The 24,755-nt window shown below is 62.8% G+C and carries 21 protein-coding genes; 8 read left to right on the top strand and 13 right to left on the bottom strand.

The window, feature by feature from the left end:
• Position 1: 1 nt before the first annotated feature.
• From VH564_RS16910 to VH564_RS16925, 4 genes are all read right to left on the bottom strand, one after another.
• A complete protein-coding gene (locus VH564_RS16910) occupies positions 2–2,269 on the bottom strand; it encodes a xanthine dehydrogenase family protein molybdopterin-binding subunit (RefSeq protein WP_423341021.1) in 2,268 nt (755 codons plus the stop codon).
• Positions 2,266–3,282: an FAD binding domain-containing protein gene (locus VH564_RS16915; RefSeq protein WP_423341022.1), complete on the bottom strand. Its 1,017-nt coding sequence runs from the start codon at positions 3,280–3,282 to the stop codon at positions 2,266–2,268. The genes VH564_RS16910 and VH564_RS16915 overlap by 4 nt, the downstream gene beginning before the upstream one ends.
• Positions 3,279–3,791 (bottom strand): (2Fe-2S)-binding protein, encoded by a 513-nt coding sequence (locus VH564_RS16920; RefSeq protein ID WP_423341023.1) that lies wholly within the window; start codon positions 3,789–3,791, stop codon positions 3,279–3,281. The genes VH564_RS16915 and VH564_RS16920 overlap by 4 nt, the downstream gene beginning before the upstream one ends.
• Before the next feature lie 134 nt (positions 3,792–3,925).
• Positions 3,926–4,831, bottom strand: coding sequence for a hypothetical protein (locus VH564_RS16925; protein ID WP_423341024.1), 906 nt, complete (start codon positions 4,829–4,831; stop codon positions 3,926–3,928).
• Positions 4,832–5,153: 322 nt separating this feature from the next.
• Between VH564_RS16925 and VH564_RS16930 the strand changes: the two genes are divergently transcribed.
• Positions 5,154–5,357, top strand: coding sequence for a hypothetical protein (locus VH564_RS16930; RefSeq protein ID WP_423341025.1), 204 nt, complete (start codon positions 5,154–5,156; stop codon positions 5,355–5,357).
• A gap of 4 nt (positions 5,358–5,361) precedes the next feature.
• On the opposite strand, the gene VH564_RS16935 is transcribed toward VH564_RS16930, so the two are convergent.
• Entirely contained in the window at positions 5,362–5,673 is a 312-nt protein-coding gene (locus tag VH564_RS16935; protein ID WP_423341026.1) for a hypothetical protein, read from the bottom strand.
• A gap of 211 nt (positions 5,674–5,884) precedes the next feature.
• Here VH564_RS16935 and VH564_RS16940 point away from each other — a divergent pair, with 211 nt between their 5' ends.
• The 4 genes from VH564_RS16940 (at position 5,885) to VH564_RS16955 (ending at position 9,537) form a co-directional block, all read left to right on the top strand.
• Entirely contained in the window at positions 5,885–6,268 is a 384-nt protein-coding gene (locus VH564_RS16940; RefSeq protein WP_423341027.1) for a DUF427 domain-containing protein, read from the top strand.
• A 224-nt stretch (positions 6,269–6,492) separates the two neighbouring features.
• Positions 6,493–6,879: a hypothetical protein gene (locus VH564_RS16945; protein WP_423341028.1), complete on the top strand. Its 387-nt coding sequence runs from the start codon at positions 6,493–6,495 to the stop codon at positions 6,877–6,879.
• Between the two features lie 222 nt (positions 6,880–7,101).
• On the top strand, positions 7,102–8,379 hold the full coding sequence (locus VH564_RS16950; RefSeq protein ID WP_423341029.1) for an L-fuconate dehydratase: 1,278 nt from the start codon (positions 7,102–7,104) through the stop codon (positions 8,377–8,379).
• Between the two features lie 126 nt (positions 8,380–8,505).
• Positions 8,506–9,537 carry a hydroxyacid dehydrogenase gene (locus VH564_RS16955; protein ID WP_423341030.1) on the top strand — a complete coding sequence of 344 codons (1,032 nt, stop codon included), beginning with the start codon at positions 8,506–8,508 and terminating at the stop codon, positions 9,535–9,537.
• Positions 9,538–9,881: 344 nt separating this feature from the next.
• On the opposite strand, the gene VH564_RS16960 is transcribed toward VH564_RS16955, so the two are convergent.
• The 3 genes from VH564_RS16960 to VH564_RS16970 all read right to left on the bottom strand — a co-directional run bounded on the left by VH564_RS16960 (position 9,882) and on the right by VH564_RS16970 (position 14,230).
• Entirely contained in the window at positions 9,882–11,450 is a 1,569-nt protein-coding gene (locus VH564_RS16960) for a VOC family protein (protein WP_423341031.1), read from the bottom strand.
• A gap of 84 nt (positions 11,451–11,534) precedes the next feature.
• A complete protein-coding gene (locus VH564_RS16965) occupies positions 11,535–12,983 on the bottom strand; it encodes an MFS transporter (RefSeq protein ID WP_423341032.1) in 1,449 nt (482 codons plus the stop codon).
• A gap of 353 nt (positions 12,984–13,336) precedes the next feature.
• Positions 13,337–14,230 (bottom strand): LysR family transcriptional regulator, encoded by an 894-nt coding sequence (locus VH564_RS16970; RefSeq protein WP_423341033.1) that lies wholly within the window; start codon positions 14,228–14,230, stop codon positions 13,337–13,339.
• Positions 14,231–14,328: 98 nt separating this feature from the next.
• Here VH564_RS16970 and VH564_RS16975 point away from each other — a divergent pair, with 98 nt between their 5' ends.
• Positions 14,329–15,090 carry an SDR family NAD(P)-dependent oxidoreductase gene (locus VH564_RS16975; protein WP_423341034.1) on the top strand — a complete coding sequence of 254 codons (762 nt, stop codon included), beginning with the start codon at positions 14,329–14,331 and terminating at the stop codon, positions 15,088–15,090.
• 89 nt (positions 15,091–15,179) lie between these two features.
• Here the strand turns inward: VH564_RS16975 and ggt are convergent, their stop codons facing one another.
• Both ggt and VH564_RS16985 read right to left on the bottom strand, forming a co-directional pair.
• Entirely contained in the window at positions 15,180–16,925 is a 1,746-nt protein-coding gene (gene ggt, locus VH564_RS16980) for a gamma-glutamyltransferase (protein ID WP_423341035.1), read from the bottom strand.
• A gap of 563 nt (positions 16,926–17,488) precedes the next feature.
• Positions 17,489–18,754: a glycerate kinase type-2 family protein gene (locus VH564_RS16985; protein WP_423341036.1), complete on the bottom strand. Its 1,266-nt coding sequence runs from the start codon at positions 18,752–18,754 to the stop codon at positions 17,489–17,491.
• A 157-nt stretch (positions 18,755–18,911) separates the two neighbouring features.
• Here VH564_RS16985 and VH564_RS16990 point away from each other — a divergent pair, with 157 nt between their 5' ends.
• On the top strand, positions 18,912–19,340 hold the full coding sequence (locus VH564_RS16990) for an OsmC family protein (RefSeq protein WP_423341037.1): 429 nt from the start codon (positions 18,912–18,914) through the stop codon (positions 19,338–19,340).
• A 9-nt stretch (positions 19,341–19,349) separates the two neighbouring features.
• Here the strand turns inward: VH564_RS16990 and VH564_RS16995 are convergent, their stop codons facing one another.
• Positions 19,350–19,892 (bottom strand): carboxymuconolactone decarboxylase family protein, encoded by a 543-nt coding sequence (locus VH564_RS16995; RefSeq protein WP_423341038.1) that lies wholly within the window; start codon positions 19,890–19,892, stop codon positions 19,350–19,352.
• Positions 19,893–19,974: 82 nt separating this feature from the next.
• The gene (locus VH564_RS17000; RefSeq protein WP_423341039.1) at positions 19,975–21,321 is read right to left on the bottom strand and encodes an LLM class flavin-dependent oxidoreductase; all 1,347 of its coding nucleotides are present in this window, start codon (positions 21,319–21,321) and stop codon (positions 19,975–19,977) included.
• A 253-nt stretch (positions 21,322–21,574) separates the two neighbouring features.
• On the opposite strand from VH564_RS17000, the gene VH564_RS17005 reads away from it, so the two are divergent.
• Positions 21,575–22,783 carry an adenylate/guanylate cyclase domain-containing protein gene (locus VH564_RS17005; RefSeq protein ID WP_423341040.1) on the top strand — a complete coding sequence of 403 codons (1,209 nt, stop codon included), beginning with the start codon at positions 21,575–21,577 and terminating at the stop codon, positions 22,781–22,783.
• A 3-nt stretch (positions 22,784–22,786) separates the two neighbouring features.
• Here VH564_RS17005 and VH564_RS17010 read toward each other — a convergent pair whose 3' ends face one another.
• Entirely contained in the window at positions 22,787–24,751 is a 1,965-nt protein-coding gene (locus VH564_RS17010; RefSeq protein ID WP_423341041.1) for a 3-hydroxyacyl-CoA dehydrogenase NAD-binding domain-containing protein, read from the bottom strand.
• Positions 24,752–24,755 lie beyond the last annotated feature (4 nt).

The raw sequence follows: 24,755 nt of genomic DNA on the forward strand, positions 1-24,755 counted from the left end.
CTCAGGCTGCCATCGACTGGTCGATGATCTTGTCGATGGTGATCGGCAGGTGGCGCTGGCGCTTGCCGGTGGCATGGAAGATGGCGTTGGCAATCGCCGCGCTGACCCCGACCAGGCCGATTTCTCCGAGCCCCTTGATGCCGAGGGGGCTTGCCATGTCGTCCTGCTCGTCGACGAAGATTACCTCGATGTCGTGGATGTCGGCGTGGGCGGGCACGTGATATTCGGCGAGGTTGTGGTTCATGATCCGGCCGCTGCGGTGGTCCCACATGCCTTCTTCATGCAGTGCCATGCCGATGCCCATGACGACGCCACCGAGGATTTGGCTGCGGGCAGTCTTTGGGTTGAGGATCTTGCCGGCGGCAATGGCGCTGACGACCCGGGTTACGCGAACGACCCCCAGTTCCGCATCGACCTTGACCTCTACGAACACAGCCGAGTGGGTGTAGCTGATGAACTTCTTCATCTGCGCCGTGTCGGGCGCAGCGGTACCCTTGGCTTCGAGCGACGAGAGATCGTTGGCGGACAGGATATCGGCAATCGCTACACCTCGGCTTTCGTCGATTTTCAGGACCAGTCGACCGGCGCGGATGGTCACGTCTGCAACCTTGGCATCGTCGAGCGGCGATTCCTTTGCCTTCTGCGCGAGCTTCAGCATCTGTTCGACGATCGCCTGACACCCCAGTTGGACTGCGGAGCCGGTGGAGGCGGCAGTCCAGGAGCCGCCCTCGACAGAGGTTGTCGGCAGGGACGAATCACCGATCTGAACGGTCACCTGCTCGAGCGGCACATCGAAGGCTTCGGCGGCGATCTGTGTCAGGATCGTGTAAGTCCCGGTGCCGATATCGCTGGCCGCCGCCTCGACGACGATCTGGCCGTTGCTGCTGAAGCGCACCTTGGCTTCGGCCTGCTTGACCATCGCGTCCCAGTAGCCGGTCGCCATGCCCCAGCCGACCAGCTCATTGCCATCACGCATGGAGCCGGGCTGCATCTGGCGGTTTGCCCAACCGAAGCGTTCGGCACCCTGACGATAGCAGGCATGCAAAGCCTTGCTGGTCAGCTGCTTGTCCTCGTTCTGGTCGAAATGGATGAAGTTGCGGGTTCGGAGTTCGAGCGGGTCGATCCCGACCTCATAGGCGAGTTCGTCCATGGCCGATTCCAGCGCGTAGAGGCCGGAGGCCGCGCCAGGGGCGCGCATGTCGCCGGGCGTCGCCGTGTCGAGCTTGGTCAGTTCGTAGTTCAAGCGGACATTGTCGCAGCGGTAGGCAAGGCCCGACCAGTTGACGACGACTTCCTGATAATCCTCGAACTGCGAGGTCGCCGAGACGACATCGTGCATCACCGAGGCCAGCTGGCCGTTGGCGTCGGCGGCAAGCGACACCGTCTGCAGCATCAGCGGCCGGTAGCTCAGATAGAACATCTCGCGCCGCGTCAGCTCCAGCCGCACCGACCGCTTCAGCTGCAAGCTCGCCATGACGGCGAGGAACAGCTGGTGACGCGGGCGAAGGCCCGATCCGAAGGCGCCGCCGACGAAGGCATTGATTACCCGCACGTCGTCCTGCTTCAGCCCGAAGACATTGCAGACGAAATTCTGGGAGTTCTGCGAGCCCTGTGTCTTGTCGTAGATGGTCAGCTGCTTCTCGTTCTCCCACAGCACCGTGGTCGCAAACATTTCCATCGGGTTGTGATGCTCGCCCTCATGGGCATAATCGGCCGAGATCTTGAAGGGCGCGGAGGCATAGGCCTCTTCCGCCTTGCCGCGGGGCTCGGGCGGCGGCGCGATGCCGTTACGCTTGGTCGGCGGCACATAGCTGTTGGAGCGCTCGACAGCGATATCCGTGTGTGGCTCGGACGCCTCGTAATGGACCTTGACGAGCGCCGCCGCATCGCGGGCCGCCTCGAAGCGATCGGCGACCACAAAGGCAACCGGTTGACCGTCGAAGAGGATCTTGTCCGAATCGAGTGGCCGGAACGGATGCCCAGGGGCAGCCGTCTCGTCCTGCCACTTCTTGTCGGAAGAGGCGACATCCATGCGGTTTTCATGGGTGAAGACTTCGACGACGCCTGGAAAGGCCTTGGCAGCTGAGGTGTCGATACTGACGATGCGGCCAACGGCGATGGTGCTCAGCACGACGGCGCCGTGCAGCAAGCCTGCTTCATGGTACTCGGCGCTGTAATGCGCCTGGCCGGTGACCTTAAGGCCAGCGTCGACACGTGGGACGGGGTTGCCGATGTGGCGGTTGTCGGGGTTCAAGGGGCTCTCTTTCATGCGATTGCCTTTACGGACTGGACCTGCGGTGTGCCGGCAACGGCTTGCCGGAGAGCGCGCACGATCGCCTTGCGGGCTAGCGGAATTTTGAAATCGTTGGCGCCCTGGCCCTTGGCCGGAGCGAGCAGCGTGGCAGCGAAGGTCTCGAAATCGCTCTCAGAGGGAGAACGGCCGACCAGGGCTGCCTCCGCCTCGGCGTTTCGCCACGGCTTATGGGCGACGCCGCCGAGAGCAACGCGCGCTGCGGTCACCACGTCACCGTCCATGTCGAGCGAAACGGCGACCGAGACCAAGGCAAACGCATAGGAAAGCCGGTCGCGCAGTTTGAGGTAGGTATGGTGACGGGTGCCTGGCTGGCTTTCGATGCGGATCGCCGTGACCATTTCGGCTGGCTTCAGCGTGTTGTCCTTCTCCGGCATATCGCCAGGGAGGCGATGGAAATCGGCGAAGGCAATCTCGCGCTTGCCGTCCGGGCCTGTGACTTCGACCACGGCGTCGAGGGCAGCAAGCCCCACGCACATGTCGGACGGATGGGTGGCGACGCAGGCTTCGCTCGCACCCAAAATGGCGTGGATGCGGTTGACGCCGCCGATGGCGGAACAGCCGCTGCCCGGCTCGCGCTTGTTGCAGGGTGTCGACGGGTCATAAAAATAATAGCAGCGCGTCCGCTGCAGCAGATTGCCGCCGGCGGTGGCGGCATTGCGCAACTGGGGCGACGCGCCGGCGAGGATGGCGCTGGAAAGCAGCGGATACTGCTGCTGGATGCCTTCGTGATAGGCGATGGCGCTGTTCGTTGCCAAGGCGCCGATGCGGAAGCCACCGTTCGGCAGCGCCTCGATGTCCTTCAGGGCAAGACCATTGATATCGACGAGCACGGAAGGTGCGACGACATCGTATTTCATCAGGTCAACGATGTTGGTGCCGCCGGCAATCAGCTGCGCGCCAGAATTCGCCGCCAGGGCAGAGACGGCTTCGCTCACGGTGGCGGGCTTGATGTAATCGAAGCGCTTCATTCTGCGGCCTCCCGGTGTTCGGCAAACAGCACGTCTTCGACGGCATCGGCGATGTTGGTATAGGCGCCGCAGCGACAGATGTTGCCGCTCATCTGCTCGCGCACCTCGGCGCGGTTGCTGGCCTTGCCTTCGCTGACAAGACCGACGGCGGAACAGATCTGGCCGGGGGTGCAGTAACCACACTGCAGGGCATCGTTTTCCACGAAAGCGCGCTGCATAGGATGTAGATTGTCCGGTTGGCCGAGGCCTTCGATGGTGGTGATCTCGGCGCCGTCGCGGGTGACGGCAAGGATGAGGCAGGCGTTGAGGCGGACACCGTCGATCAGAACCGTGCAGGCGCCACATTGGCCGTGGTCGCAACCTTTCTTCGTGCCGGTGAGGTGCAGGTCCTCGCGCAGCAGGTCGACCAGTGTGGTCCAGGGCGCCACGTCGAGCTGGTGCTTTTCGCCGTTGATGGTGAGTGCGACCGGAACGGTCGGGGTGGATAGATGCGGTGGATTGTCTTGCATGGGGACCTCTCAAAGAACAGAATCCAAACCTGAAAGATCGCTAATTGTTCCCTTCGAGATGTAGGGCCGGCAGCCGGCGCCACGAAAAAGCGGCCCCCGAGAGAGCCGCCTTGGATCGAGCAATCGCCTTTGGATCAGCGCTGAAGAGCGATGCGCTCTTCGTCTTCGTCTCTCTGACGACCACCGACAGCACCCGACACACCGGCGATGAAGGCGCCGACCAGGAGCGAGAGGGCGCCGAGAAGGGCAACGACCGAGGCGCTCTTGCGTGCCTTGTCCGCAGCCTGCTGGGCGGCGACCTTGGCATCGTCGATTCGCTTCAGCACGGTGTCGACCCGAGCCTTGGCATCGGCTTCCGAGAGACCGGCGCGCGAAGCGACGACCTGCTGGAGATAGGTGCGATCGTCAGGTGAGATCTCACCTTCCGCAGCACCAGTTGCAAGGATACGCGACACCTGGGCCGAGACATTCTCGTTGCTGTCACCAGCCGGAGCGGTCTGGGGCGCCGTGGGGCGCAGGAGAGCGTCCGTATAGTAGGCGGGCGAGAAGCCGCTCGCGGAGCCGGACGTGTTTGCAGCTGCGGCACCCGCCGTGGCTGCGCCACCGGCGATTGTTGCCGTTGCTTGCGCACCGGCGCCAATGACCGAGGTCACGGCCGAACTCAGCAGGCCCGCAACCACGATGGTGGCCAAGGCCCACGACAGAAAGCCATGCGCAGTGTCACGAAAGAACACCTCGTAGGTGTGGACGCCTGTCCACTTCGTGCGCAGACGACCGGTCAGGTATCCGCCGACGCCTGCCGACAGCCATTGCACGACGATAAGCCAGATGGCAGCCGTCACACCGACGGTCGCCGCCGAGCTGCTTTCATTCGACCAGGGCGACACCATCGTCAGACCGAGGCCAGAGCCCACCATCAGCAGGATCAGCGTGATCGCCGTGGCGGTAACCGCTCCGGCGATGATCGGCGCCCAGCTGACAGCCGAAGTGGACGATTCCACCGGCGCGTCCGCTGTGTAGCCCGATGTTGGAATTGTCATCGAGCGCTCCTATCGAAGAAATAGAAGGATGATGATGATCAGCGGGATCGGAATACCGAGCAACCACAACAAAATACCACGACCCATAATAACCTCCTGCCGGAACGCCGGCCTAAATTGATATTCAGTCGCCGCAATTTTGACGCGATCAACCGGTGGCAAAACTTGCAATGTTGGGATTGGTTCCGGTATCGCCGAAAAATTGGCGGGCGCGTGGTACAGGGAAATTTGTAGGATGAAAGGCGCGCGCTCGCAATTTTGTTGAAATTGCGGCAGATGCGGCTAGAGTTTTGCTCCAGATGCCAGGAGCAGGGGACGCGCGATGACGGGGACGACGGACTGGCCGAAGGAAGGCATCCAATCCAGCGACGTCGACATGCTGCAGTCGGTTCTGAAGAGCTGGTGCGCAGGCAAGTCGATCGACCTGAAGAGCAGCGAAGCCCAGATTGCCGGGCGATCGCTGGTCGACTGGTACGAGTTTGGCATTCGCGATCCTGTCGAACTCAAATCGCTGCTCGACGGATAGCTGGTCAGGAGCGGCGAGGACCTGTGGCGAGGAGATCGCAGGCGATGCGCAGGCCAATGGCGTCGGAACAGGTGCCGACGGCAGTCTGAGAGGCAGTTTCGACCGACATATTGGTTATCGGTAGCAAGGGGCTCTGGCGATCGACGTAAGTCGGGTTGGAGGCCCAAAGCGTCGGCCGGCTGATGTCTATCGTCGTGCTTTGCATCAGGCGTGGTTTGGTGGCAACCTCGGCAATGGCCATGCCGCCGGCGACGGAGGCGACGGCCATCATCAGCTGAAAGCCGAGATCGGCCGCCTCGCGAAACGAAATCAACATGGCGTCGCCCCCTCAGCGGCTGCAGTCATTGCTGCCGTTTGAGGGATGACCTAACCTAGCCGGCGACGTCGCTCCAGCGACTTCACGCGTAAACCTTAATGCGTAACCAAGCTTGCGGCCGACACGATCTGGCCAGGCGGTTGCGACCGCCCCGCGCCACCCTATATCCGATGGGAGCATCATGGCGCGCTTGCGCCGAGGAGGAGCAGACATGCCTGACAAGACCATCAAGATCCCCGGCCCAGACCATCCGATATCCATCGGGAAATCCACGAGCCATGTTGTGGTGACAGTCGGTGGGAAGACCGTCGCCGATAGCCGCAACGCTGTTCTTTTACGCGAGTCCTCTTATCCGCCGGTGCTCTACATCCCCCGTGCCGATGTCGACATGACGCTGCTGCAGCGCACCGACCATTCCAGCTACTGTCCCTATAAGGGTGATTGTTCCTACTACAGCATTCCCAGCGGCGGCGAACGCTCGATCAATGCCATCTGGACCTATGAGACACCCTATGATGCCGTGGCGGGCATTGCGGAGTACATGGCCTTCTACCCGAACCGCGTCGATGCGATCACGGTGACCCCTCCGACCTGAAGCTATGCGGGAAACTTGTGATCCGAGCGTTAACGTCTGGCGGTCGACGCTGTCGGTGCATGTGATTGAAAATAAATTGAAATCCAGGAAATCCCCTCGGGGGCTTTCTTAATTTGGATTAATCTATAGACTCAGTCGTGTTAGTTGGCCAACGGGAACCCGTCTTGTTTCCCATGTTGCCGGCCTTACCGGAAGACTTCGGACTTCCAAAAAAGGAGACAGCCATGACCAATGTACTTCCAGCCCTTCATGATGGGCATGCACCGATCACCCTGCAGCAGCTTTTCCGAGAAGCCGTCCACGCTTTCGAGGAATGGGGCGCCGACAGCTCCGAGCCGCTGGTCACCTTGGAAGGCCGGATTTTTCCGATCAGCGCCGCCTTCGAGGCGATGCGGGGTTGCACCGATATCATGCCGAGCAATCTGCTCGGCGCGGTTACCGAGCGACTGACCAAGCCTTGGGAAGGCGAGGGGCCGCTCGATACGATGACCTTTTCCACGGCCGCCCGCGTGATGGGCGTTCTGGTGCGCAAGCGCCTGCTCGCCAATGATACCGCGATGCTGGTTGCCGCCGCCGCCGAACGGCAGCGGGAAGACCTGTCCGACCGGTAAAGCGGTCATAGAGACATGAAGAAGCCGCCGGTTTGCGAAAGCCGGCGGTTTTTTCTTGCCTGCAATTTGCGCCGTTGGGGAGCGCGAGGCCCTGCCACACTCTTGCGTGAAAGATCCATATGTGAAAATAATCTTCACATAAGAAGAATTTGGCATGGCGCTCTCCTACGTTGCCCGCCGGGTTCTTGTCCGACACAGCTATTTTGCCGAGGATTTGCCGCCATGACGCGCATCACCGATCTCCGCGTATTCGACATCCGCTTCCCGACCTCGCTCAGCCTCGACGGCTCCGATGCGATGAACCCGGATCCCGACTATTCGGCGGCCTATGTCATTCTCGATACAGACGAGCCGGGTCTCTCCGGCCACGGGCTGACCTTCACCATCGGTCGTGGCAACGAGATCTGCTGCATGGCGATCAAGGCCATGGCGCATCTGGTTATTGGCACCGAGCTTGCAGCCGTGCTCGACAATCCCGGCAAATACTGGCGGCACCTGACCAGCGACAGCCAGCTGCGCTGGATCGGCCCGGAAAAGGGCGCCATGCATCTGGCTACTGGCGCCGTTGTCAACGCGGTCTGGGATTTGCTCGCCAAGCAGGCCGGCAAGCCCGTCTGGCGGCTGGTCAGCGAGATGGATGCCGAAGAGATCGCCGATATCGTCGACTATCGCTACATGACCGATGTGCTGACACGCGACGAGGCGGTGGCCATCCTGCGCAAGGCGGAGGCGGGCAAGGCCGAGCGTATCGCCACCCTCGAGAAGGACGGCTATGCCTGCTACACGACCTCGGCCGGCTGGCTCGGCTATGACGACGACAAGCTGCGGCGTCTCTGCCAGGAGGCGATCGATGCCGGCTTCAACCATGTGAAGATGAAGGTCGGCCGCGACCTCGAGGACGACATCCGCCGCCTGACGATCGCCCGCGAGGTGATCGGCCCGGACCGCTATCTGATGATCGACGCCAACCAGGTCTGGGAGGTCGGCGAGGCCATCGACTGGGTCAACAAGCTCGCCTTCGCCAAGCCGTTCTTCATCGAGGAACCGACCAGTCCCGACGATGTCGCCGGCCATCGCAAGATCCGCCAGGCGGTCGCGCCGGTGAAGGTGGCGACCGGCGAGATGTGCCAGAACCGCATCATGTTCAAGCAGTTCATCGCCGAGGGCGCGATCGACATCGTGCAGATCGATTCCTGCCGCATGGGCGGCCTCAACGAGGTGCTGGCCGTGCTATTGGTAGCGGCCAAGTACAATCTGCCGGTCTGGCCGCATGCCGGCGGCGTTGGCCTCTGCGAATATGTCCAGCACTTGTCGATGATCGATTATATCGCCGTGTCCGGCACCAAGGATGGTCGTGTGATCGAATATGTCGACCATCTGCACGAACATTTCCTCGATCCCTGCGTTATCAAGGAGGCGGCCTACATGCCGCCGAGCATGCCGGGCTTTTCGATCGAGATGAAGGCGGAGTCGATCGAAACCTACACTTTCCGCGGCTGAACCTGCTTCATGCCTGCGGCGGGCCGTGGACGAGAGGAGCGTTCGCGGCCCATTGCTGTTTCTGTTCTAAATTGCCATGTTGCGCCGAAATGCGCCCGGGGAGCGGCGCAGGACGAAGGAGACTGCATGCCCATGACCGACCGGCCGCTGGCCATCAGCGCGCCCGAGCCGCGCACGCTCGAACTGATCTTCACGCCCGACGCACTGGCCCATCTCAAGGCGACCTACGAGATCGTCGAGGCAGATCCGGATGACATTGCCGGGCTTGGCGACGAGATCCTCGGCCGGGCGCGCTACATCATCGGCCAGCCGCCGCTCTCCCGCGAAACGCTCGACCGGATGCCGCAGCTGCGTTGCATCCTCAATGTCGAGAGCAACCTGATGAACAACATGCCCTACGACGTGCTGTTCCAGCGCGGCATCCACGTTGTGACGACGGGGCAGGTGTTTGCAGAGCCGGTGGCCGAGATCGGTCTCGGCTTTGCCCTCAGCCTCGCGCGCGGCATCGTCGATGCGGATGTCGCCTTTCGCGACGGCACGGAACTCTGGGGCGGCGACGGCAATGCCGGCGCACGCCAACTCGGCGGTTCGGATATCGGTATCATCGGCTTCGGCGATCTCGGCAAGGCGCTGAATAGGGTCCTCGGCGGCTTCCGGGCGAAGGTCAAGGTCTACGATCCGTGGATGCCGCGCTCGATCCTGGAAGATAGCGGCGTGCAGCCGGCCAGCCTCGAGGATGTGTTGTCGAACAGCGATTTCGTCTTCGTGGTTGCTGCAGTCACCAGCGAGAACAAGGGTTTCCTCGGCGCCGAAGCCTTTGCTGGCATGCGTAAGGGGGCGGCCTTCATCCTCCTCAGCCGCGCCGATGTCGTCGATTTCGACGCCCTGATGGCAGCCGTCGCCTCGGGCCATATCGTGGCGGCAAGCGATGTCTATCCGGAGGAGCCGCTGGCCAAGGACCACCCGGTGCGCAGCCTCAAAGGCTTCATCCGCTCGGCCCACCGCGCAGGCGCGCTGGACAGCGCCTTCAAGAAGATGGGCGACATGGTGATCGAGGACATGGACCTGATGGACCGTGGCCTGCCGCCGATGCGCTGCAAGCGGGCCGAGCGTGAAACGGTTTCCCGCATGCGATCGAAGCCGGTGACGAAGAACTAGTACAGGCTGGTCTCAAACGCCGGTGCAAGTTCGCCCCCCTCTGTCACTTCGTGACATCTCCCCCACAAGGGGGGAGATTGGCTGCGGCGCCAGCCGCGGACCATTGAGGCACCAAGCTTGCTCAGATTCTTGTAAGGCGGCCCGAAAGCCTGCGGCTCATCTCCCCCAGAAGGGGGAGATTGGTAGCGGCGCCAGCTGCGGACCGTTGAGGCCCCAAAGTTTGCTCGGATTTCTTGTAAGGCAGCCCCAAAAGCCTGCGGCTTATCTCCCCCCTTGTGGGGGAGATGTCGGCGTCGCCGACAGAGGGGGGCGTCTCGCGCCGGACGACCTGATTCGGCGGTGCCTCAGACCGTCTCGTCCACGGCTTGATGGGTATCCAGCCAGTCCTGCACGATCCTCACATCGTCATCGCTCAACTCATGACCATGCGGCACGATCCTGAGGTCGACACTGGCACCAGCGGCGGCAAGCTCACTGCGCAGCGTCTCGGCATAGCGGCCATAGTCGTCGAACTCGCCCGAGATCATCAGCACGGCGGCATCCGCCATATCGGCCGGCGGGCGCTCTTCGAGGACCGGCATCGAGCGCAGCAGCACGGCCCGTCGGATCAGGTGCGGGTGCAGCGATAGCATGGCGTTGACGAGGTTGGCGCCGTTCGAATAGCCGAGATAGATGATCTTGGCCGGGTCGAGGCCATAGGCCTGCGCGGCACCTTCGATGAAGGCGGCGAAGGCTTCCGCTTCGCTGACGATATCGCTCTGAACGAAGGTAAAGGGCGTGAGGCGCAGGAACCAGCGCGGCAAGCCATCCTCTTCAGCGCGCCCCCGGAGTGCAAGCAGCGTGGCGCGGGGCGCGATTCTGTTGGCCATCGGCAGGAGGCTGGTTTCGTTGGCACCGGAGCCGTGCAACAGCACGATCACGCTGCCGTCGGTATCGTCGGGCGTGTAGAAGCGGTGGACGAAGGGCAGGTCGCGGTAGATCACCCTCGGCTCGCCCGGCATCGAGAATTGCGGCATCAGCAGCGTCAGTTCGCGCTCCCGCTCGGCGTTGCCAGCCGGCAGGAACAGCTTCGTGCCGAGCGATGTCGGATCCTCGTCGATCAGCATGCCGGGTGCATCGGTGGCGAGTTCGAACAGGATGCCGCTCGGCTCGCGGACGTAGAGCGAGCGGAAGTATTTTCGGTCATGCACGTTGATCGGCCCGGACTCGTCATCGCTGAGGCTTCCGAGCACGGCTTGCAGTTCGGCATCGCCATCCGCCCGGAAGGCGACGTGGTCGACGGTGCCGGTGCCCGGCGCGCTCGACCAGAAGCCGCCGGCATCCCTGACGTCGATGATGTCGCCTGGCTCCGACACCATGCGATGGATCGTGCCTGCGCTTGCCTGCAGACGGTAGCCGAAATGTTTTTCGAGGAAGGCCGAACTCTCCTCGGGCTTCTCGGTAAAGAGCGTCGCGCCGCGCAGGCGGCGGATGGCGTGTTCGGCCGGGATGCCGTCGCTGGACCAAGGGGATGCGGCCTGCAGGTTGCTGCCGACCAGCTTGACGATCACCCCGTCCGGGTCCTTCAGCCGCAGCACGGGTTCGCCGAATTCGTCCATCGGGCCTTCGACCTTGAGGCCGAAGGTGAGGGACCGCGTCAGCCAGAAGCCGATGCTCAAGGGGTCGATTGCGAGCGAGACTTCGCCGGTCTGCCCATAGCCCGCCCGGCCCGGCGAGCCGTCCTCCCAGACGAGAAAGGTGACCAGCGAGCCCGGGGAGCCGGCTGCATCGCCGTAAAACAGATGCAGCTGCGTCGCATCCTCGAAGCCGCCGGTGCGCTTGACGAGACGCAGCCCGAGGAAGCCGGCGTAGAAATCGACGTTAGCCTGGACCTTGCGGGTTATCAGCGTGATGTGGTGGATACCGGCGACCATGTCTGCTCCAGGGATGTATGCGCTTCGTGACGTCAGCGCATCTAAACTGGAAGCCGTATAATCATCAATGCATCGGGCGAACACTCAGTGTTCGCTGATCGAAGCGGTCGGCTTGCCCTTGTAGCCGCTCATCTCGGCCCCTGCGGTCTTCGAAAACCGCATGTTCCAGAACGTCGCGCTGAGCGAGATCAGGGTGACGACGATGAAAGCGACGGAGAAATCGTTGAGTTCGGCCTGCGCGTGGTCCTGGACGAACATCGAGCCATGCAGCGCCAGCGCCGCCACGCAGATGCCGAGCGACAGCATCAGCTGCTGGAAGGTCGTGTAGAAGCTGGTCGCTGCGCTCATCCGGTCGCGGCTGATCTCGTCATAGGCGATCGTGTTGTAGGCGGTGAACTGGAACGACATGAAGAAACCGCAGAGCATCAGGATGACGAAGATCAGCGATATCGGCCAATCCGGCCGGAAGGCGGCGCAGGTGGCATAGCCGAGCGTGCCGATGACGCCGAATACCATCAGGCTGTTGCGGAAGCCGAAACGTTTCAGCACCCGCGATTGCAGCGCCTTCATGGCCATGGAGCCGATGGCCGTGGCGATGACGATGCGTCCAGCCGCTGCCGCCGACATGCCGAAGCCGAGCTGCAGCATCAGCGGAATGAGGAAGGGCTGTGCGCCCTGGGTGATGCGGGTGAGCGAGCCGGCGATGACGGAGGCGCCGAAGCTCGGCACGCGCATCAGCGAAAAATCCATGATCGGCGACGGATGTTTTTTGGCATGGCGCAGGTAGGCAATGCCGAAGACCACGCCGATCGCAATCAGCATGATGGCCATCATGCCTTCGCCCGAACGGCTCGACATCTCGAAGCCGAACAGCAGAGAGCCCAGCGAAATGCCTGATAGGATGAAGCCGGAGAGATCGAAGGGCCCGTTCGACGGTCCCTTGACGTCCTCGATGAAGATGCTGACGAGGATGAAGCCGAGAATGCCGATCGGCACGTTGATGTAGAAGATCCAGCGCCAGTCGAGATAGGTAACGAACATACCGCCGACGGGCGGCCCGACGATCGGGCCGATCAGCGCCGGCACCAGCAGCCAGGACATCGCCGAGACCAGATCCTTGCGGTCGACGCTGCGCATCAGCACCAGGCGCCCGACCGGCATCATCATCGCCCCGCCGATGCCCTGGATCAGTCGCGCGACGACGAGGAAGGAGAGGGTCGGCGCCTGGGCGCAGAGGATGGAGCCGAACACGAAGACGGCAATGGCGCTGCGGAACACGGTGCGTGAGCCGAACCGGTCGGCGATCTTGCCGCTGGCCGGAATGAAGATTGCCAGGCTGAGGAGATAGGAGGTCAGCGCGATGCTCATGGCCGGCGGGCCGACGTTGAAGTCGCGTGCCATGGTCGGCAGGGCCGTTGCCAGGACGGTGGCATCAAGCTGTTCCATGAACATCGAACTGGCGACGATCAGTGCAATTGTCCGAAAATTTGGCGCCGCCGGCCGGGAGGCGGACGGGTAGGTCTGATCCGACATCGTCGGTTATCGCCCTCGGTGATGCGGTGGGAGCCCGAAGGACAGACCCGCAAATCTGATTTCGGCGCAAGCGCCGGACGTGATCGGGTCGGTATACGCCCCGTTGTGCTTTATGACCATACGCAATTCCGCAGATCCGGTACGCTTGAATAGAAAGGCAGACTTATTGGAAGGGTTGGAGCAAATTTGTTTCAGCTGATGTCTGCGGGCAGGCTCGCGCGCCAGCGAATGACGAAGGCTCCGCCAAGCTCTGAAGCCTTCCAACGCCTGATGGCCGCGTCCTCGGCCGCAACCTCTTCAATCAACTGTCCGCCTGGCACCGCCGACAAACGTGATTCGCGCCGGGCTATTTTCTATTCGTCTGATGCCGTGCCGAATTCTGAAATGGCAAAGGCGATGATGCTGCGAAGCCGGGGCGTCATGCGCCGATCACGATGATAGATGAGTGACATGGACCTCTCACGCAGATGCCAGTCGGCAAAGAGCTGCACGAGAAGTCCCGCCTTGATGTCCGAGCCAACCAGCATGGCAGGTTGCATGATCACGCCAAGGCCGGCACGCGCGGCCGTTCGGACGGCCTGTCCGCTATTGACGGTGATCGCTATCTGCGGCGAGACCTCGACCTCTTCGTTGCCCTTCGCCAGTTTCCATGGCGAGCGTGCTGCCGGGGTGAAGCCGATGGCCTCGTGATTGGCAAGGTCAGCGGGATGGTCGGGGTGGCCGCGTTGCGACAGGTATGCCGGTGCGGCGCAAATCATCATCCTGTAGGGCGCGAGACGACGGGCGATCAGGCGGCTGTCGGGAAGTTCGCCGATGCGGAAGGCAATGTCGAAGCCCTCGTCGACAATATCGACATTGCGATCCGTCAAGGTGATATCCAGCGTCACCTCGGGTGCAAGCGCGCGGTAGCGCTGCAAGGCCGGCATCAGCACTTCGGTGCCGAACGTCGTCGGCGCCGTGATCTTCAGCTGGCCACGAGGTTCCGCCTGCGCCGCCTCGGCATCCTGCTCGGCAATGGCCACACGCTCCAGGATGTCACGGCACTGCTCGACATAGGTCTTGCCGAAATCCGTCAGGCTTTGGCGCCGCGTGGTCCTGTTCAGAAGGCGCGTTCCCAGCCGTTCCTCCAGGCTCGCGACATGCTGTCCCACCATGGCCGGCGATATACCCAGCCGGCTCGAAGCGGCGCTCGTCGAGCCCTCCTGCACGGTCGCCACGAACACCTGCATGGAACGAAAGAGGCCCATTCGATACTTTTGCTTTCAGATGGATCAGTAATTTTAGTGATTATCGTTCTCAGGTTGCGGAACTACACCCGTCGTGACGCTGTAGCAAGGAGCACGACATGATGCAGAACAGATATACGGGAAAGACCATCTTCATCACAGGAGCCGGAACGGGTATGGGGCGGGCCGCGGCTCTACGCCTCGTCGAGGAAGGCGGACAGGTTGTGCTTCTTGGGCGTCGACCTGACCCGATCGACACGCTTCGCTCAGAGATCGAAGCCGCAGGCGGAACGGCCATGGCGATCGCTTGCGACATCTCGGACAGCGAGGCGGTTCAGTCGGCGGTTCAGGCCAGCGTCGAGCGGTTCGGAAAGCTGGATGCCTTGTTTGCCAATGCTGGGGTGCTGGGCGATTTCAAGCCTCTGGCCGAAACGACGGCTGACGAACTCGATGCGCTGATCGACACGAATTTGCGCGGCACATTCCTGACGATAAAGGCCTGCCTGCCATTTCTGGAAAATGGCAGCATTCTCATCAACGCCTCCTGGACCTCGGGCGGTGTCATGCCGGGCGCCGGAGCCTATGCCAGCACCAAGGGGGCGCTGCTGGCGATGATGCGCACGCTCGCGGTCGAGCAGGGTCCTCGCAACATCCGCGTCAATGCCATCAATCCAGGCATCATCCTCACGCCGATGGCTGACGATGTCATCGACCCAGTGTTTGCCGAGCGCCTGGCTAACCACACCCCGCTTCGCCGCAATGGAAGATCGGAAGATATCGCGGGGACAGTCGCGTGGCTGCTGTCCGACGATGCCGCCTTCGTGACGGGACAGGAAATTACCGTCGATGGTGGTTTCACCCTGGGCGGTGTTCGCTTCTAGCGGACTGTATGCTCGCGAGGATTGGTCCGCCAGTCTTCGCGGGCATTGGCGCGTCCTGCGAAGGATCTACGGAGCGCTGAAAATTGGGCTCAGTACCCTGCCGCCGTCCCCGAGCCGGCACGGCTGTCCATGGCGCCGTTGTAGCGTGCACCGCCGCCGGCGGCGATCTCGGCCAAGCTCTTGCCGCCCACCATGATGCCGGCTGCCTTGCCCCAGATCGGCCAGTCCTTGTCGACGGCGACATTGTAGCCCATACCCGTCAGCAGCCGCATCGTATCAGGCGACAGCGCGTAGGGCTCGGTGAAAACCTTGTCCGGGAGCCATTGATGGTGGATGCGCGGCGCATCGATCGCCTGGCGGATGTCCATGCCGAAGTCGATGACATTGACGATCGTCTCCAGCGTGATCGTGATGATGCGGGCGCCGCCGGGGCTGCCGATCACCATGAAGGGCTTGCCATCCTTGGCGATGATCGTCGGGCTCATCGACGACAGCGGCGTCTTCTTCGGCTGGATCGCGTTGGCCTCGCCCTGCACCAGGCCGTAGAGGTTTGGTACGCCGGGCTTGGAGGTGAAGTCGTCCATCTCGTTGTTGAGTAGTACACCGGTGCCGGGTGCGACGACGCCGGCGCCGAACGAGCCGTTCAAAGTGTAGGTGACGGCGACAGCGTTGCCGTCGTTGTCGATGATCGAATAATGGGTCGTCTCGTGGCTCTCGCCAAATCCCTTCGGCATCAGGTCTTTCGAGACGCCGGCATGGTAGGGGTCGATGCTGCTGCGGATCTGGCTGGCGTAGCCCTTGTCGAGCAGCTTTGCGACGGGATTTTCGACGAAATCAGGATCGCCCAGCGCCGCGTTGCGGTCGACATAGGCTTGCCGCATCGCCTCGACCATCAGGTGCACCGTCTCGGCCGATCCATAGCCGAGGTAGGAGAGTGGATAGCCTTCGAGCACGTTCAGGATTTCGCAGATGATGACGCCGCCCGAGGAGGGCGGGGGCGAGGAGATGATCTCGAAGCCACGATAATTGCAGGTGACCGGCGGCAATTCGCGGACCTTGTACTGCTCGAAGTCCGCCTTGGCGAGGACGCCGCCCTTGTCCTGGCTGGCCTTGACGATGGCATCGGCGGTGCGTCCCTTGTAGAAGCCGTCGGGGCCGTTCTCAGCGATCGCAGACAGCGTCTCGGCGAGATCCGGTTGCCGCAGCTGGTCGCCGACGGCAAAGGGCTTGTCGCCCTCTTTGACGAAGATTGCCGCTGCTGCCGGATCGCGCGAAAGGCGCTTTCGACCGTCACCGAGTTCGACGACATCTCCCTGGTCGAGGGTAAAGCCCTCCTGGGCGTAGCGGATCGCCGGGCCCATCAGTTCATCGCGAGATTTCGTGCCGTATTTTTCGCGAGCCGTCTCCAGGCCCATCACCGAACCCGGCACGCCGACGGCGAGGTAGCCATCGGTGCTGGCACCTTTGACGACATTGCCCTTGGCGTCGAGATACATGGTCTTGGTGGCGGCAATCGGCGCCCGCTCGCGGAAGTCAAGGAAGGTGGTCTTGCCGTCCTTCAGTCGTATGGTCATGAACCCGCCGCCGCCGATATTGCCGGCCGTCGGATAGACCACTGCCAGCGCGTAACCGACCGCAACGGCCGCATCCACGGCATTGCCGCCGCTCTTGAGGACATTCACACCGACATCGGTCGCCAGGTGTTGGGCGGTGACCACCATGCCGTGGTCGGCCTCGACCGGCTGGGGCGAGGCGGCATTGGCCGGCGACAGCGCCAGAAGGCCTAGGGAAATGGATAGCAGGATCAGTGTCGAACGCTTGGCGGTCAGCGGCATGGTCGCTCCTCCGGATTTTAACGCGTTGCAATGAGGCCCTCTGAGGACGCCAATGTCCAGAGGCATTTACAGCCTGGAGAAACGGTCATGTTTCTTCTCGCAGATCGTTGAGGCAGCTGAGTCGCGCCGAAGTTTAACCTGTGGGAAACAGCGGTTGGCATGCGGTCGGCGGGCGAATTGTCCTCGGATCGGCAAAGCTTGAGATCCCCTTCGCGCCGAGCAGCGAAAATTCACGGGCTATTTATTATAGTTTTATTATTTATTAGCTGTGATGTTTGAAAATATCCTGTGTAGAGGGCTTTGGCTCTCGTATTATTCTTGTCTTGCGCCACTCTACTTGCACGACAGGAACGCGTTTAGCGGGAGGACGGCATGATCGTCGCCAGGCTTGAGCAGTGGAAGACAGAAAATCGCCTGGCATTTCTTGCGCGCCCCATTGCCAAGAAGAGCCCCGTTACAAAGATCGAGTGCGTCGGCTGCCACACCCCATTCTATCGCTGGGCATCGACGGCAGCAGCCTATGGGCGGTGCGAAGCCTGCTCCCGGTCCTGAGCCCCTGCGGCTCAGCGGATAAGGATGGCGCGGAAATCGTTGACATTGGTGCCGGTCGGGCCCGGGACAAAGAGATCGTCAATCGCGTGAAAGGCTGACCAGGCATCGTTGTTGCGCAGCTGATCGGCCGGGCTGATGCCCGCCTTGCGCATGCGTGCCACGCTGCTGCCATTGGCAAACGCGCCGGCATTGTCCTCGCTGCCATCGATCCCGTCGGTGTCTGCCGCAAGCGCGTCGATTTCAGCGACCCCATCGATGTCGACTGCCAGGGAAAGCAGGAATTCCGTGTTGCGCCCGCCCTTGCCCTTGCCCGATACCGTCACGGTCGTTTCGCCACCCGACAGAAGCACGACAGGCTTTCGGAACGGCCGGTCGCGGAGTGCGATTTCGCGGGCGATGGCCGCGTGCACATGCGCCGCCTCGCGGGCCTCGCCTTCGATGGCATCCGATAGAATGGCCGCCTCGATACCGGCGGTGCGGGCCGCCTCCGCTGCTGCCTCGAGGGATACGCCGGCAGAGGCGATCAGATGGACGTCGTTACGGGCAAAACGCGGATCGTCCGGCGCGGGGGCATCAGCCTTGCTGCTGGCAATATGGCGCATGACGCCCGGCGGCAGGTCTAGCCCGTAGAGCCGGACCAGTTCGAGCGCCTCCGCGCGGTTGCCGGCGCCGGCGATGGTCGGGCCCGAGGCGACAAGAGAGGGGTTGTCTCCGGGAATGTCGGAGACGACGAATGTCACCACGCGGGCGGGGTAGGCAGCGAGCGCAAGCCTGCCGCCCTTGATCGCCGAGAGATGTTTGCGGATGGTGTTCATCGCCGAGATGGGCGCGCCGGAGGCGAGCAGCGCCCGATTGACGACGATTTCGTCGGCCAGTGTCAGGCCATCAGCCGGTGCCGGCAGCAGCGCCGATCCGCCGCCGGAAACCAGTGCGATGACCAGGTCGTCCGCCGTCAGGTCGCCCACCAGCTGCAACAGCCGCATTGAGGCAGTCAGTCCTGCGTCATCGGGCACCGGATGCGATGCTTCGATGATCTCGATGTGTCGGCAGGGCACCGCGAAGCCGTAGCGGGTGACCACCAGTCCCTCCACGGGCCCGTCCCAGCAGCTTTCCAGCGCTGCCGCCATCTGCGCCGAACCCTTGCCAGCGCCGACGACGATCGTCCGACCCCGCGGCCGAGACGGCAGGTGGCGGCGGATTCCTTCAAGCGGATCGGCGGCCGCGACGGCCGCATTGAAAAGACGGGTGAGAAAGGCACGCGGATCGGTGACGGTCATCTTGTCTGCCTGGGATCGTTGTTAAAGGCATGGCGCAATGACTGCCGGCTTGCAAGCCCGACGGCTCCCGCGAGCGGTGCAGGAGCAATTGTTTCCCGTGCCCAAAGCACCTATGTGTTGCTCAGAGAGTGACGGTCATGACGCAGGGATATTCGCAATGGTTGAGCTAAAGGGCAAGGAACGGCAGACGGGCGCGCAAGCGGTACTCGGGCGGAGCGGATTTCCGCAGGTGACCTCGGTCACCGGTGGCGAGATCGGCGTCGTGACGGCTCCGTCGCAGGCCGGCTTCAATCCGCTCGATCTCCTCTACGCCTCGCTTTCGGCTTGTCTGGTGCTCAGCGCCCGTATGGCCGCCGCCAAGATGGGCGTGCTCGACAAGCTGACGGAAGTCACGGCGGACGTGACCGGGACGAAGGCTGCGGGCGGCGTTTCCCGGGTCGAGACTTTCAACATCGTGCTCGCCATCAAGGGCGATCTCGACGAGGAAACCCGCAAAGCCATAGCCCATGCCGCCGAAAACGAGATCTGCACGATCAGCAACACGATTCGCGGCAACCCGAATTTTGAGACGACCGTCGTCGGTTAAGGCCAGGGGTCAGCGCGGCGGAAGCGTGTAGCCTTCGAGAAACGGGCCCAGCTCCGGGTCAACGTCGATCTTGATCACATTGTTGAAGATGGCGGTCGCGATCATGATGCCGGCGAAAGCAACGAGGTTGACCAGCGTCGGTTCGTCGTAGCGTGCCTTGAGCCTTGCCCATAGATCGTCCGGTACGGCGTTGGAGTCCGCCACCATCGCCGTGCCGAAAGCGATCAACAGGGCCTCATCGGCAGTCGGCTCGACTGTCTCGGGCGTCAGGCCGGCGTTGATCAGCGCGCGGCGGAAGAAGCCGACCGGGATGATCGACCGGCATTCGATCGAAATCGCCTGGCAGAACAGCCACACGGCGCGATCGTCGAGAGCGGGGCGCAGTTCTTCGCGCAGCGTGAACCATTCGGCATAGATCCTGTGGGCGACCGGCGCGTGCAGCAGGGTGCGCTTCATGTTGGTCATCCGGCCGCGCAGGGAGACCTCGCGGTCGTGCTCGGCGCGGGCCTCGTCGGATGCGGTGGCGTAGTTGAAGTGGGAGAGATGGCTCATCGGCTTTGCTTTCGAAGGGACTGCCGTCTCTTGAACGATTTCAGCGGCCTTGTCACTTGGTAGGCTTTTCAAGTCCCAAGCTTCACTCGGCGGCCGTGGAGACGGCCGGGAAGAAGCGGTTTTCCGGGCGCGGCAGACCCAGGTTTTCCCGCAACGTCGTTCCCTCGTATTCCTTGCGGAACAGGCCGCGCCTTTGCAGCTCCGGCACCAGCCGGTCGGCGACATCGTTGAGCCCCTGCGGCAGAAAGGGGAAGACCACGTTGAAGCCATCCGAGCCTTCCTCGGAAAGCCAGGTTTCCATCTCGTCAGCGATCGTCTGGGGCGTGCCGACGAAGGCCAGCCCGCCGTAACCGCCCAGGCGCTGGGCGAGCTGGCGGACCGTGAGGTTTTCCTTTCGGGCCATGCGGATCACCTGCTCGCGGCCGCTTTTGCTGGCGTTGGTCTCCGGGACTTCCGGGAGCGGTGCATCGGGATCGAACTTCGAGGCATCGTGGCCGAGCGAGATCGACAGGGAAGCGATGGCGCTGTCGTAATGAACGAGACTGTCGAGCCTGGCGCGCTTGGCGCGGGCCTCCTCGACGCTGTCGCCGACAACGACAAAGGCGGCCGGCAGGATCTTCAGATGGTCCGGGTCGCGCCCGACACCGGGCATGCGGCGCTTGATGTCGGCATAGAGCAGCTTTGCCGTTTCGAGGTCGCGCGGCGCGGCGAACACCACTTCGGCGGTCTCGGCGGCCAGCTGCTTGCCGGGCTCCGACTGGCCGGCCTGGACGATGACCGGCCAACCCTGCGGCGTGCGGGCGATATTCAGAGGGCCGCGGACAGAGAGGCTGTCGCCCTTGTGGTCGAGAACATGCATTTTTTCAGGATCGAAGAAGATGCCGCTCTCGGTATCACGAATGAAGGCATCGTCGGCAAAGCTATCCCAGAGGCCGGTGACGACATCGTAGAATTCCCGCGCGCGGCGGTATCTCTCGTCGTGGTCGACATGGTCCTCGAGCCCGAAGTTCAGGGCGGCGTCGGGGTTGGATGTGGTGACGATGTTCCAGCCGGCGCGGCCGTCGCTGATATGATCGAGCGAGGCGAAGCGGCGGGCGATGTGGTAGGGCTGCTCGAACGTTGTCGAGGCCGTGGCGACAAGGCCGATCCTATCGGTGACCGCAGCCAGGGCTGAAAGCAGGGTGAATGGTTCGAAGGATGTGACGGTGTGGCTGCGCTTCAGCGCTTCGATCGGCATGTTGAGGACGGCCAGATGATCGGCCATGAAGAAGGCATCGAATTTCGCCGCTTCCAGCTTCTGCGCGAAGCTCTTGATATGCTTGAAATTGAAATTCGCGTCGGGATAAGCGCCCGGGTAACGCCACGCGCCCGTGTGCAGGCTGACAGGGCGCATGAAGGCCCCGAGCTTCAATTGCTTCTGGCCGGCCATGGGGAATTCCTTCTCAATCACGGGGCGCCGCCTGTCGCGGTGCAGCAAATCACATCCTGAGGTAGGGATGGTTTAGAGGCATTCAAAGACCTCGGCGATGATTTTGTGGAGGGCGCAAAGCGGTTGGAGGGCAAGGGTCTTCCATCGCGCCAAATGTCGGGGCACCCTGGCGCCCCAAGATTTTTCTCGTCGATGCTTCCCGACGCGGGAGATTGGGAATAGACAACCTTCGCAGTTGCGAGGACAGGACTTCATGCAGGACAATGACATCGCCGAGATTGCCGCATGGCTGACGCAGCGCGGTCTCAAGGGGGCGACGGAGATCGAATTGCTGACCGGCTTCTGCGAAGCCTGCCGGCATAGCGGCATGCAGCTCAATCGCGGCATGGCGCTGATGGACACGCTCCACCCGGTCTATGAAGGCCGTGTCTTTCGCTGGGACAGCACCGAAGTGATCGAGCCGGTGTTCGAATATGGCGCGACGAATGAGGGAATTTCTGCGGAAAACTGGCAGAGATCATCCTTCTACTATCTGCAGGCCAATGGGGTGCCGGAAGTGCGGCGCAGCATTGGCTTCGGCGATCCGACGGATTTCTACACACTTGACGTGCTGAAGGAGGCTGGGGTGACGGATTTCATCGCCTTCGCCCATCCCTTCGAGAAAGCCGGGACGATCGGCGACATGGACTGCTTTTTCGCCCATTTCGCCACCGCCGACAAGGACGGTTTTCGCGATGATGATATCGCCACGCTCCGCCGGCTGGTGCCGGCCCTCGCGCTCGCCATCAAGTGCACGGCGCTCGGCCGTATCGCCCGCACCATTGCCGAAGTCTATCTCGGCGAGGACGCGGCTCAGCATGTGCTCGGCGGCAAGATCACCCGGGGCAAGACCGAGCGAATTTCGGCGGCTCTGTGGTTTTCCGATCTTGCCAACTACACGCGCATTTCCGACACGGCCGAGCCTGACGAGATCATTCCGATGCTCAACGACTATGCCGATGCCGTCATCTCGTCGATCCACGAGGCGGGCGGCAATGTGCTGAAGCTGATCGGCGATGGCACGCTGGCGATCTTCAAGGCGCCCGATCAGGCCGACGCCTGCGCGGCGGCACTCAAGGCGGAATCGCTGCTGCGGCATCGCCTGCGCAATCTGAACGCCCAGCGGCAGATCGAAGGACGGCCGGTCACGGAAATCTATCTCGGCCTGCATATCGGCGAAGTGTTCTATGGCAATATCGGCAGCCAGGATCGGTTGGATTTCACCGTCATCGGACCTGCCGTCAACGAGGTCAGTCGCATCGCCTCGATGTGTCACTCGGTCGATCGCGATATCCTGATGTCATCGAATTTCGTGGCCGCCGCGCAGGTCTCTCAGCGCAACGATCTGGTCTCGGTCGGCCGATACGCCCTTCGCGGCGTCAAGCGGGCACAGGAGCTTTTCACGCTGATGCATCCGGCCTGACGCTTATCGCCGGCCTGAGAGGAACATCGGACCACCCCTGTAAGACGGGAAACCGTAGCCGTTGATCATCACCAAGTCGATGTCGCTCGATCGGGCGGCGATGCCGCGCTCGAGCAGCGCATTGCCTTCGTCGGCCATGGCCTTCACCAGCCGGGAGACGATTTCGTCAGATGAAAAGCTGCGGCTTTCAATGCCCTTCTCGGCCCGGACGGTCTCGATCAGCGCGGTCACCTCTGGATCGACGCTGCGCTTGCCGCCGGTGTAGTCATACCAGCCGCGTCCGGCCTTCTGACCGAAGCGCCCGGCTTCGCAGAGCTTGTCGGCTATCTCAACGTAACGCGCAATGGGATCGCGGCTGGCCGCCTGGCGCTTGCGACGGGCCCAGGCAATTTCAAGGCCGGCCATGTCGTAGACGGCAAACAGGCCCATCGGAAAGCCGTAAGCTTCCAGGGCGGCATCGATCTCGTGGGGCAGGGCGCCATCCTCGAGCATGAACTCTGCCTCCCGGCGGTAGGCCGAAAAGACGCTGTTGCCGATGAAGCCTTCGGTGACGCCGCAGACGACGGGCAGCTTGCCCAGCCGCTTGGCAAAGGCGAGCGCGGTTGCCAGCGCATCGGGCGCGGTCGCGGCACAGTTCACCACCTCCACCAGTCGCATGATGTTGGCGGGCGAAAAGAAGTGCAGCCCGACGACGCGGCTCGGATGGCGGGTGGCGGCTGCGATGGTATCGGGATCGAGATAGCTGGTGTTGGTGGCAAGGATCGTATCCTCGCGGACGATGGCGTCGAGGCGCTGAAAGAGCGCCGCCTTGACCGCCAGGTCGTCGAAGACTGCCTCGATGACGAGATCGGCGTCGGCCAGCGCATCACTGTCGCTGGTGACGGTCAGGCGGCCCAGCTGGCCGGCAAGACCTTCCGCATCCAGCCGGCCAAGCCCAACCGCCTTTTCCAGAAGCGAGGTGATCCTTGCGCGACCGCTGAGAGCGGCCTCTTCCGTCTGCTCCAGGCCGACGACCCGATAGCCGGCGCCAAGCGTTGCCGCTGCAATGCCCGCGCCCATCAGGCCGGTGCCGACTATGCCGATGGTGGCAATCCGCCGCGGCTGCACGCCCTCAAGTCCATCGACCTTGCCGGCCGAACGCTCGGCGAAGAAGACGTAGCGCAGAGCCGCCGACTGGTCGGAGTCGCGCAAGCGGAGAAAGGTTGCCCGCTCTTCGGCAAGACCATCAGGAAGGCTGCTCGATGCGGCGAGCTGCACCAGGCGCAGCGCTTCGCGGGGTGCCGTCTGGCCCCGAGATTTGGCAATAATCTTGGCGGCGACCTGATCGATCACTGCGGCTTCCTGGGGCTGAACCGTCAGTTCGCCGGTGCGGCGCAAAGGCGTTCCCGCGAGTGTGTGGACCATCTCAACGGCCGCCGCGCGTTCGTCGGCATCTATGCTGTCGACTAGGCCGAGCTCGGCCGCTTCTGCTGCCTTTGCGATACGGCCGGTGCCGATCAGGTCGAGGGCGTTCGTCGTGCCGATCAGCCGTGGCAGGCGCTGCGTGCCGCCGGCGCCGGGCACGAGGCCGAGCTTGACCTCCGGCAGGCCGAAGCTGGCACCGGGGTTGGCGACACGGCCGTGGCAGGCGAGGAGGATTTCGCAGCCGCCGCCGAGCGCCGCGCCATTGACGGCCGCGACGACTGGCTTTCCGAAGGCCTCGATGTGGCTGATGACGTCAGGCAGGATGGGCTCGACCGGGGGCTTGCCGAACTCCCGAATATCCGCACCGCCGATAAAGGTGCGGCCGGCGCCGGTGATGACGATACCCTTGATCATCGCGGTCGCGGCCGCATGGTCCAGAGCCGCCATGATGCCGGCGCGGACGTGGCTCGACAGGGCGTTGACGGGCGGGTTGTCGAGGGTAACCACCAGTACGCCATCGATCGTTTCGCCCGAAACGCTCGCCGAGAAGATGAGTGTCGGCATCGCC

It is taken from the genome of Rhizobium sp. HT1-10 (assembly GCF_049472505.1).
GTDB lineage: Bacteria > Pseudomonadota > Alphaproteobacteria > Rhizobiales > Rhizobiaceae > Rhizobium.

Coding starts and splice junctions, on each gene's coding strand:
- VH564_RS16910 (WP_423341021.1), bottom strand. CDS start 2,269: ATGAAAGAGAGCCCCTTGAACCCCGACAACCGCCACATCGGCAACCCC.
- VH564_RS16915 (WP_423341022.1), bottom strand. CDS start 3,282: ATGAAGCGCTTCGATTACATCAAGCCCGCCACCGTGAGCGAAGCCGTC.
- VH564_RS16920 (WP_423341023.1), bottom strand. CDS start 3,791: ATGCAAGACAATCCACCGCATCTATCCACCCCGACCGTTCCGGTCGCA.
- VH564_RS16925 (WP_423341024.1), bottom strand. CDS start 4,831: ATGACAATTCCAACATCGGGCTACACAGCGGACGCGCCGGTGGAATCG.
- VH564_RS16930 (WP_423341025.1), top strand. CDS start 5,154: ATGACGGGGACGACGGACTGGCCGAAGGAAGGCATCCAATCCAGCGAC.
- VH564_RS16935 (WP_423341026.1), bottom strand. CDS start 5,673: ATGTTGATTTCGTTTCGCGAGGCGGCCGATCTCGGCTTTCAGCTGATG.
- VH564_RS16940 (WP_423341027.1), top strand. CDS start 5,885: ATGCCTGACAAGACCATCAAGATCCCCGGCCCAGACCATCCGATATCC.
- VH564_RS16945 (WP_423341028.1), top strand. CDS start 6,493: ATGACCAATGTACTTCCAGCCCTTCATGATGGGCATGCACCGATCACC.
- VH564_RS16950 (WP_423341029.1), top strand. CDS start 7,102: ATGACGCGCATCACCGATCTCCGCGTATTCGACATCCGCTTCCCGACC.
- VH564_RS16955 (WP_423341030.1), top strand. CDS start 8,506: ATGCCCATGACCGACCGGCCGCTGGCCATCAGCGCGCCCGAGCCGCGC.
- VH564_RS16960 (WP_423341031.1), bottom strand. CDS start 11,450: ATGGTCGCCGGTATCCACCACATCACGCTGATAACCCGCAAGGTCCAG.
- VH564_RS16965 (WP_423341032.1), bottom strand. CDS start 12,983: ATGTCGGATCAGACCTACCCGTCCGCCTCCCGGCCGGCGGCGCCAAAT.
- VH564_RS16970 (WP_423341033.1), bottom strand. CDS start 14,230: ATGGGCCTCTTTCGTTCCATGCAGGTGTTCGTGGCGACCGTGCAGGAG.
- VH564_RS16975 (WP_423341034.1), top strand. CDS start 14,329: ATGATGCAGAACAGATATACGGGAAAGACCATCTTCATCACAGGAGCC.
- ggt (WP_423341035.1), bottom strand. CDS start 16,925: ATGCCGCTGACCGCCAAGCGTTCGACACTGATCCTGCTATCCATTTCC.
- VH564_RS16985 (WP_423341036.1), bottom strand. CDS start 18,754: ATGACCGTCACCGATCCGCGTGCCTTTCTCACCCGTCTTTTCAATGCG.
- VH564_RS16990 (WP_423341037.1), top strand. CDS start 18,912: ATGGTTGAGCTAAAGGGCAAGGAACGGCAGACGGGCGCGCAAGCGGTA.
- VH564_RS16995 (WP_423341038.1), bottom strand. CDS start 19,892: ATGAGCCATCTCTCCCACTTCAACTACGCCACCGCATCCGACGAGGCC.
- VH564_RS17000 (WP_423341039.1), bottom strand. CDS start 21,321: ATGGCCGGCCAGAAGCAATTGAAGCTCGGGGCCTTCATGCGCCCTGTC.
- VH564_RS17005 (WP_423341040.1), top strand. CDS start 21,575: ATGCAGGACAATGACATCGCCGAGATTGCCGCATGGCTGACGCAGCGC.
- VH564_RS17010 (WP_423341041.1), bottom strand. CDS start 24,751: ATGCCGACACTCATCTTCTCGGCGAGCGTTTCGGGCGAAACGATCGAT.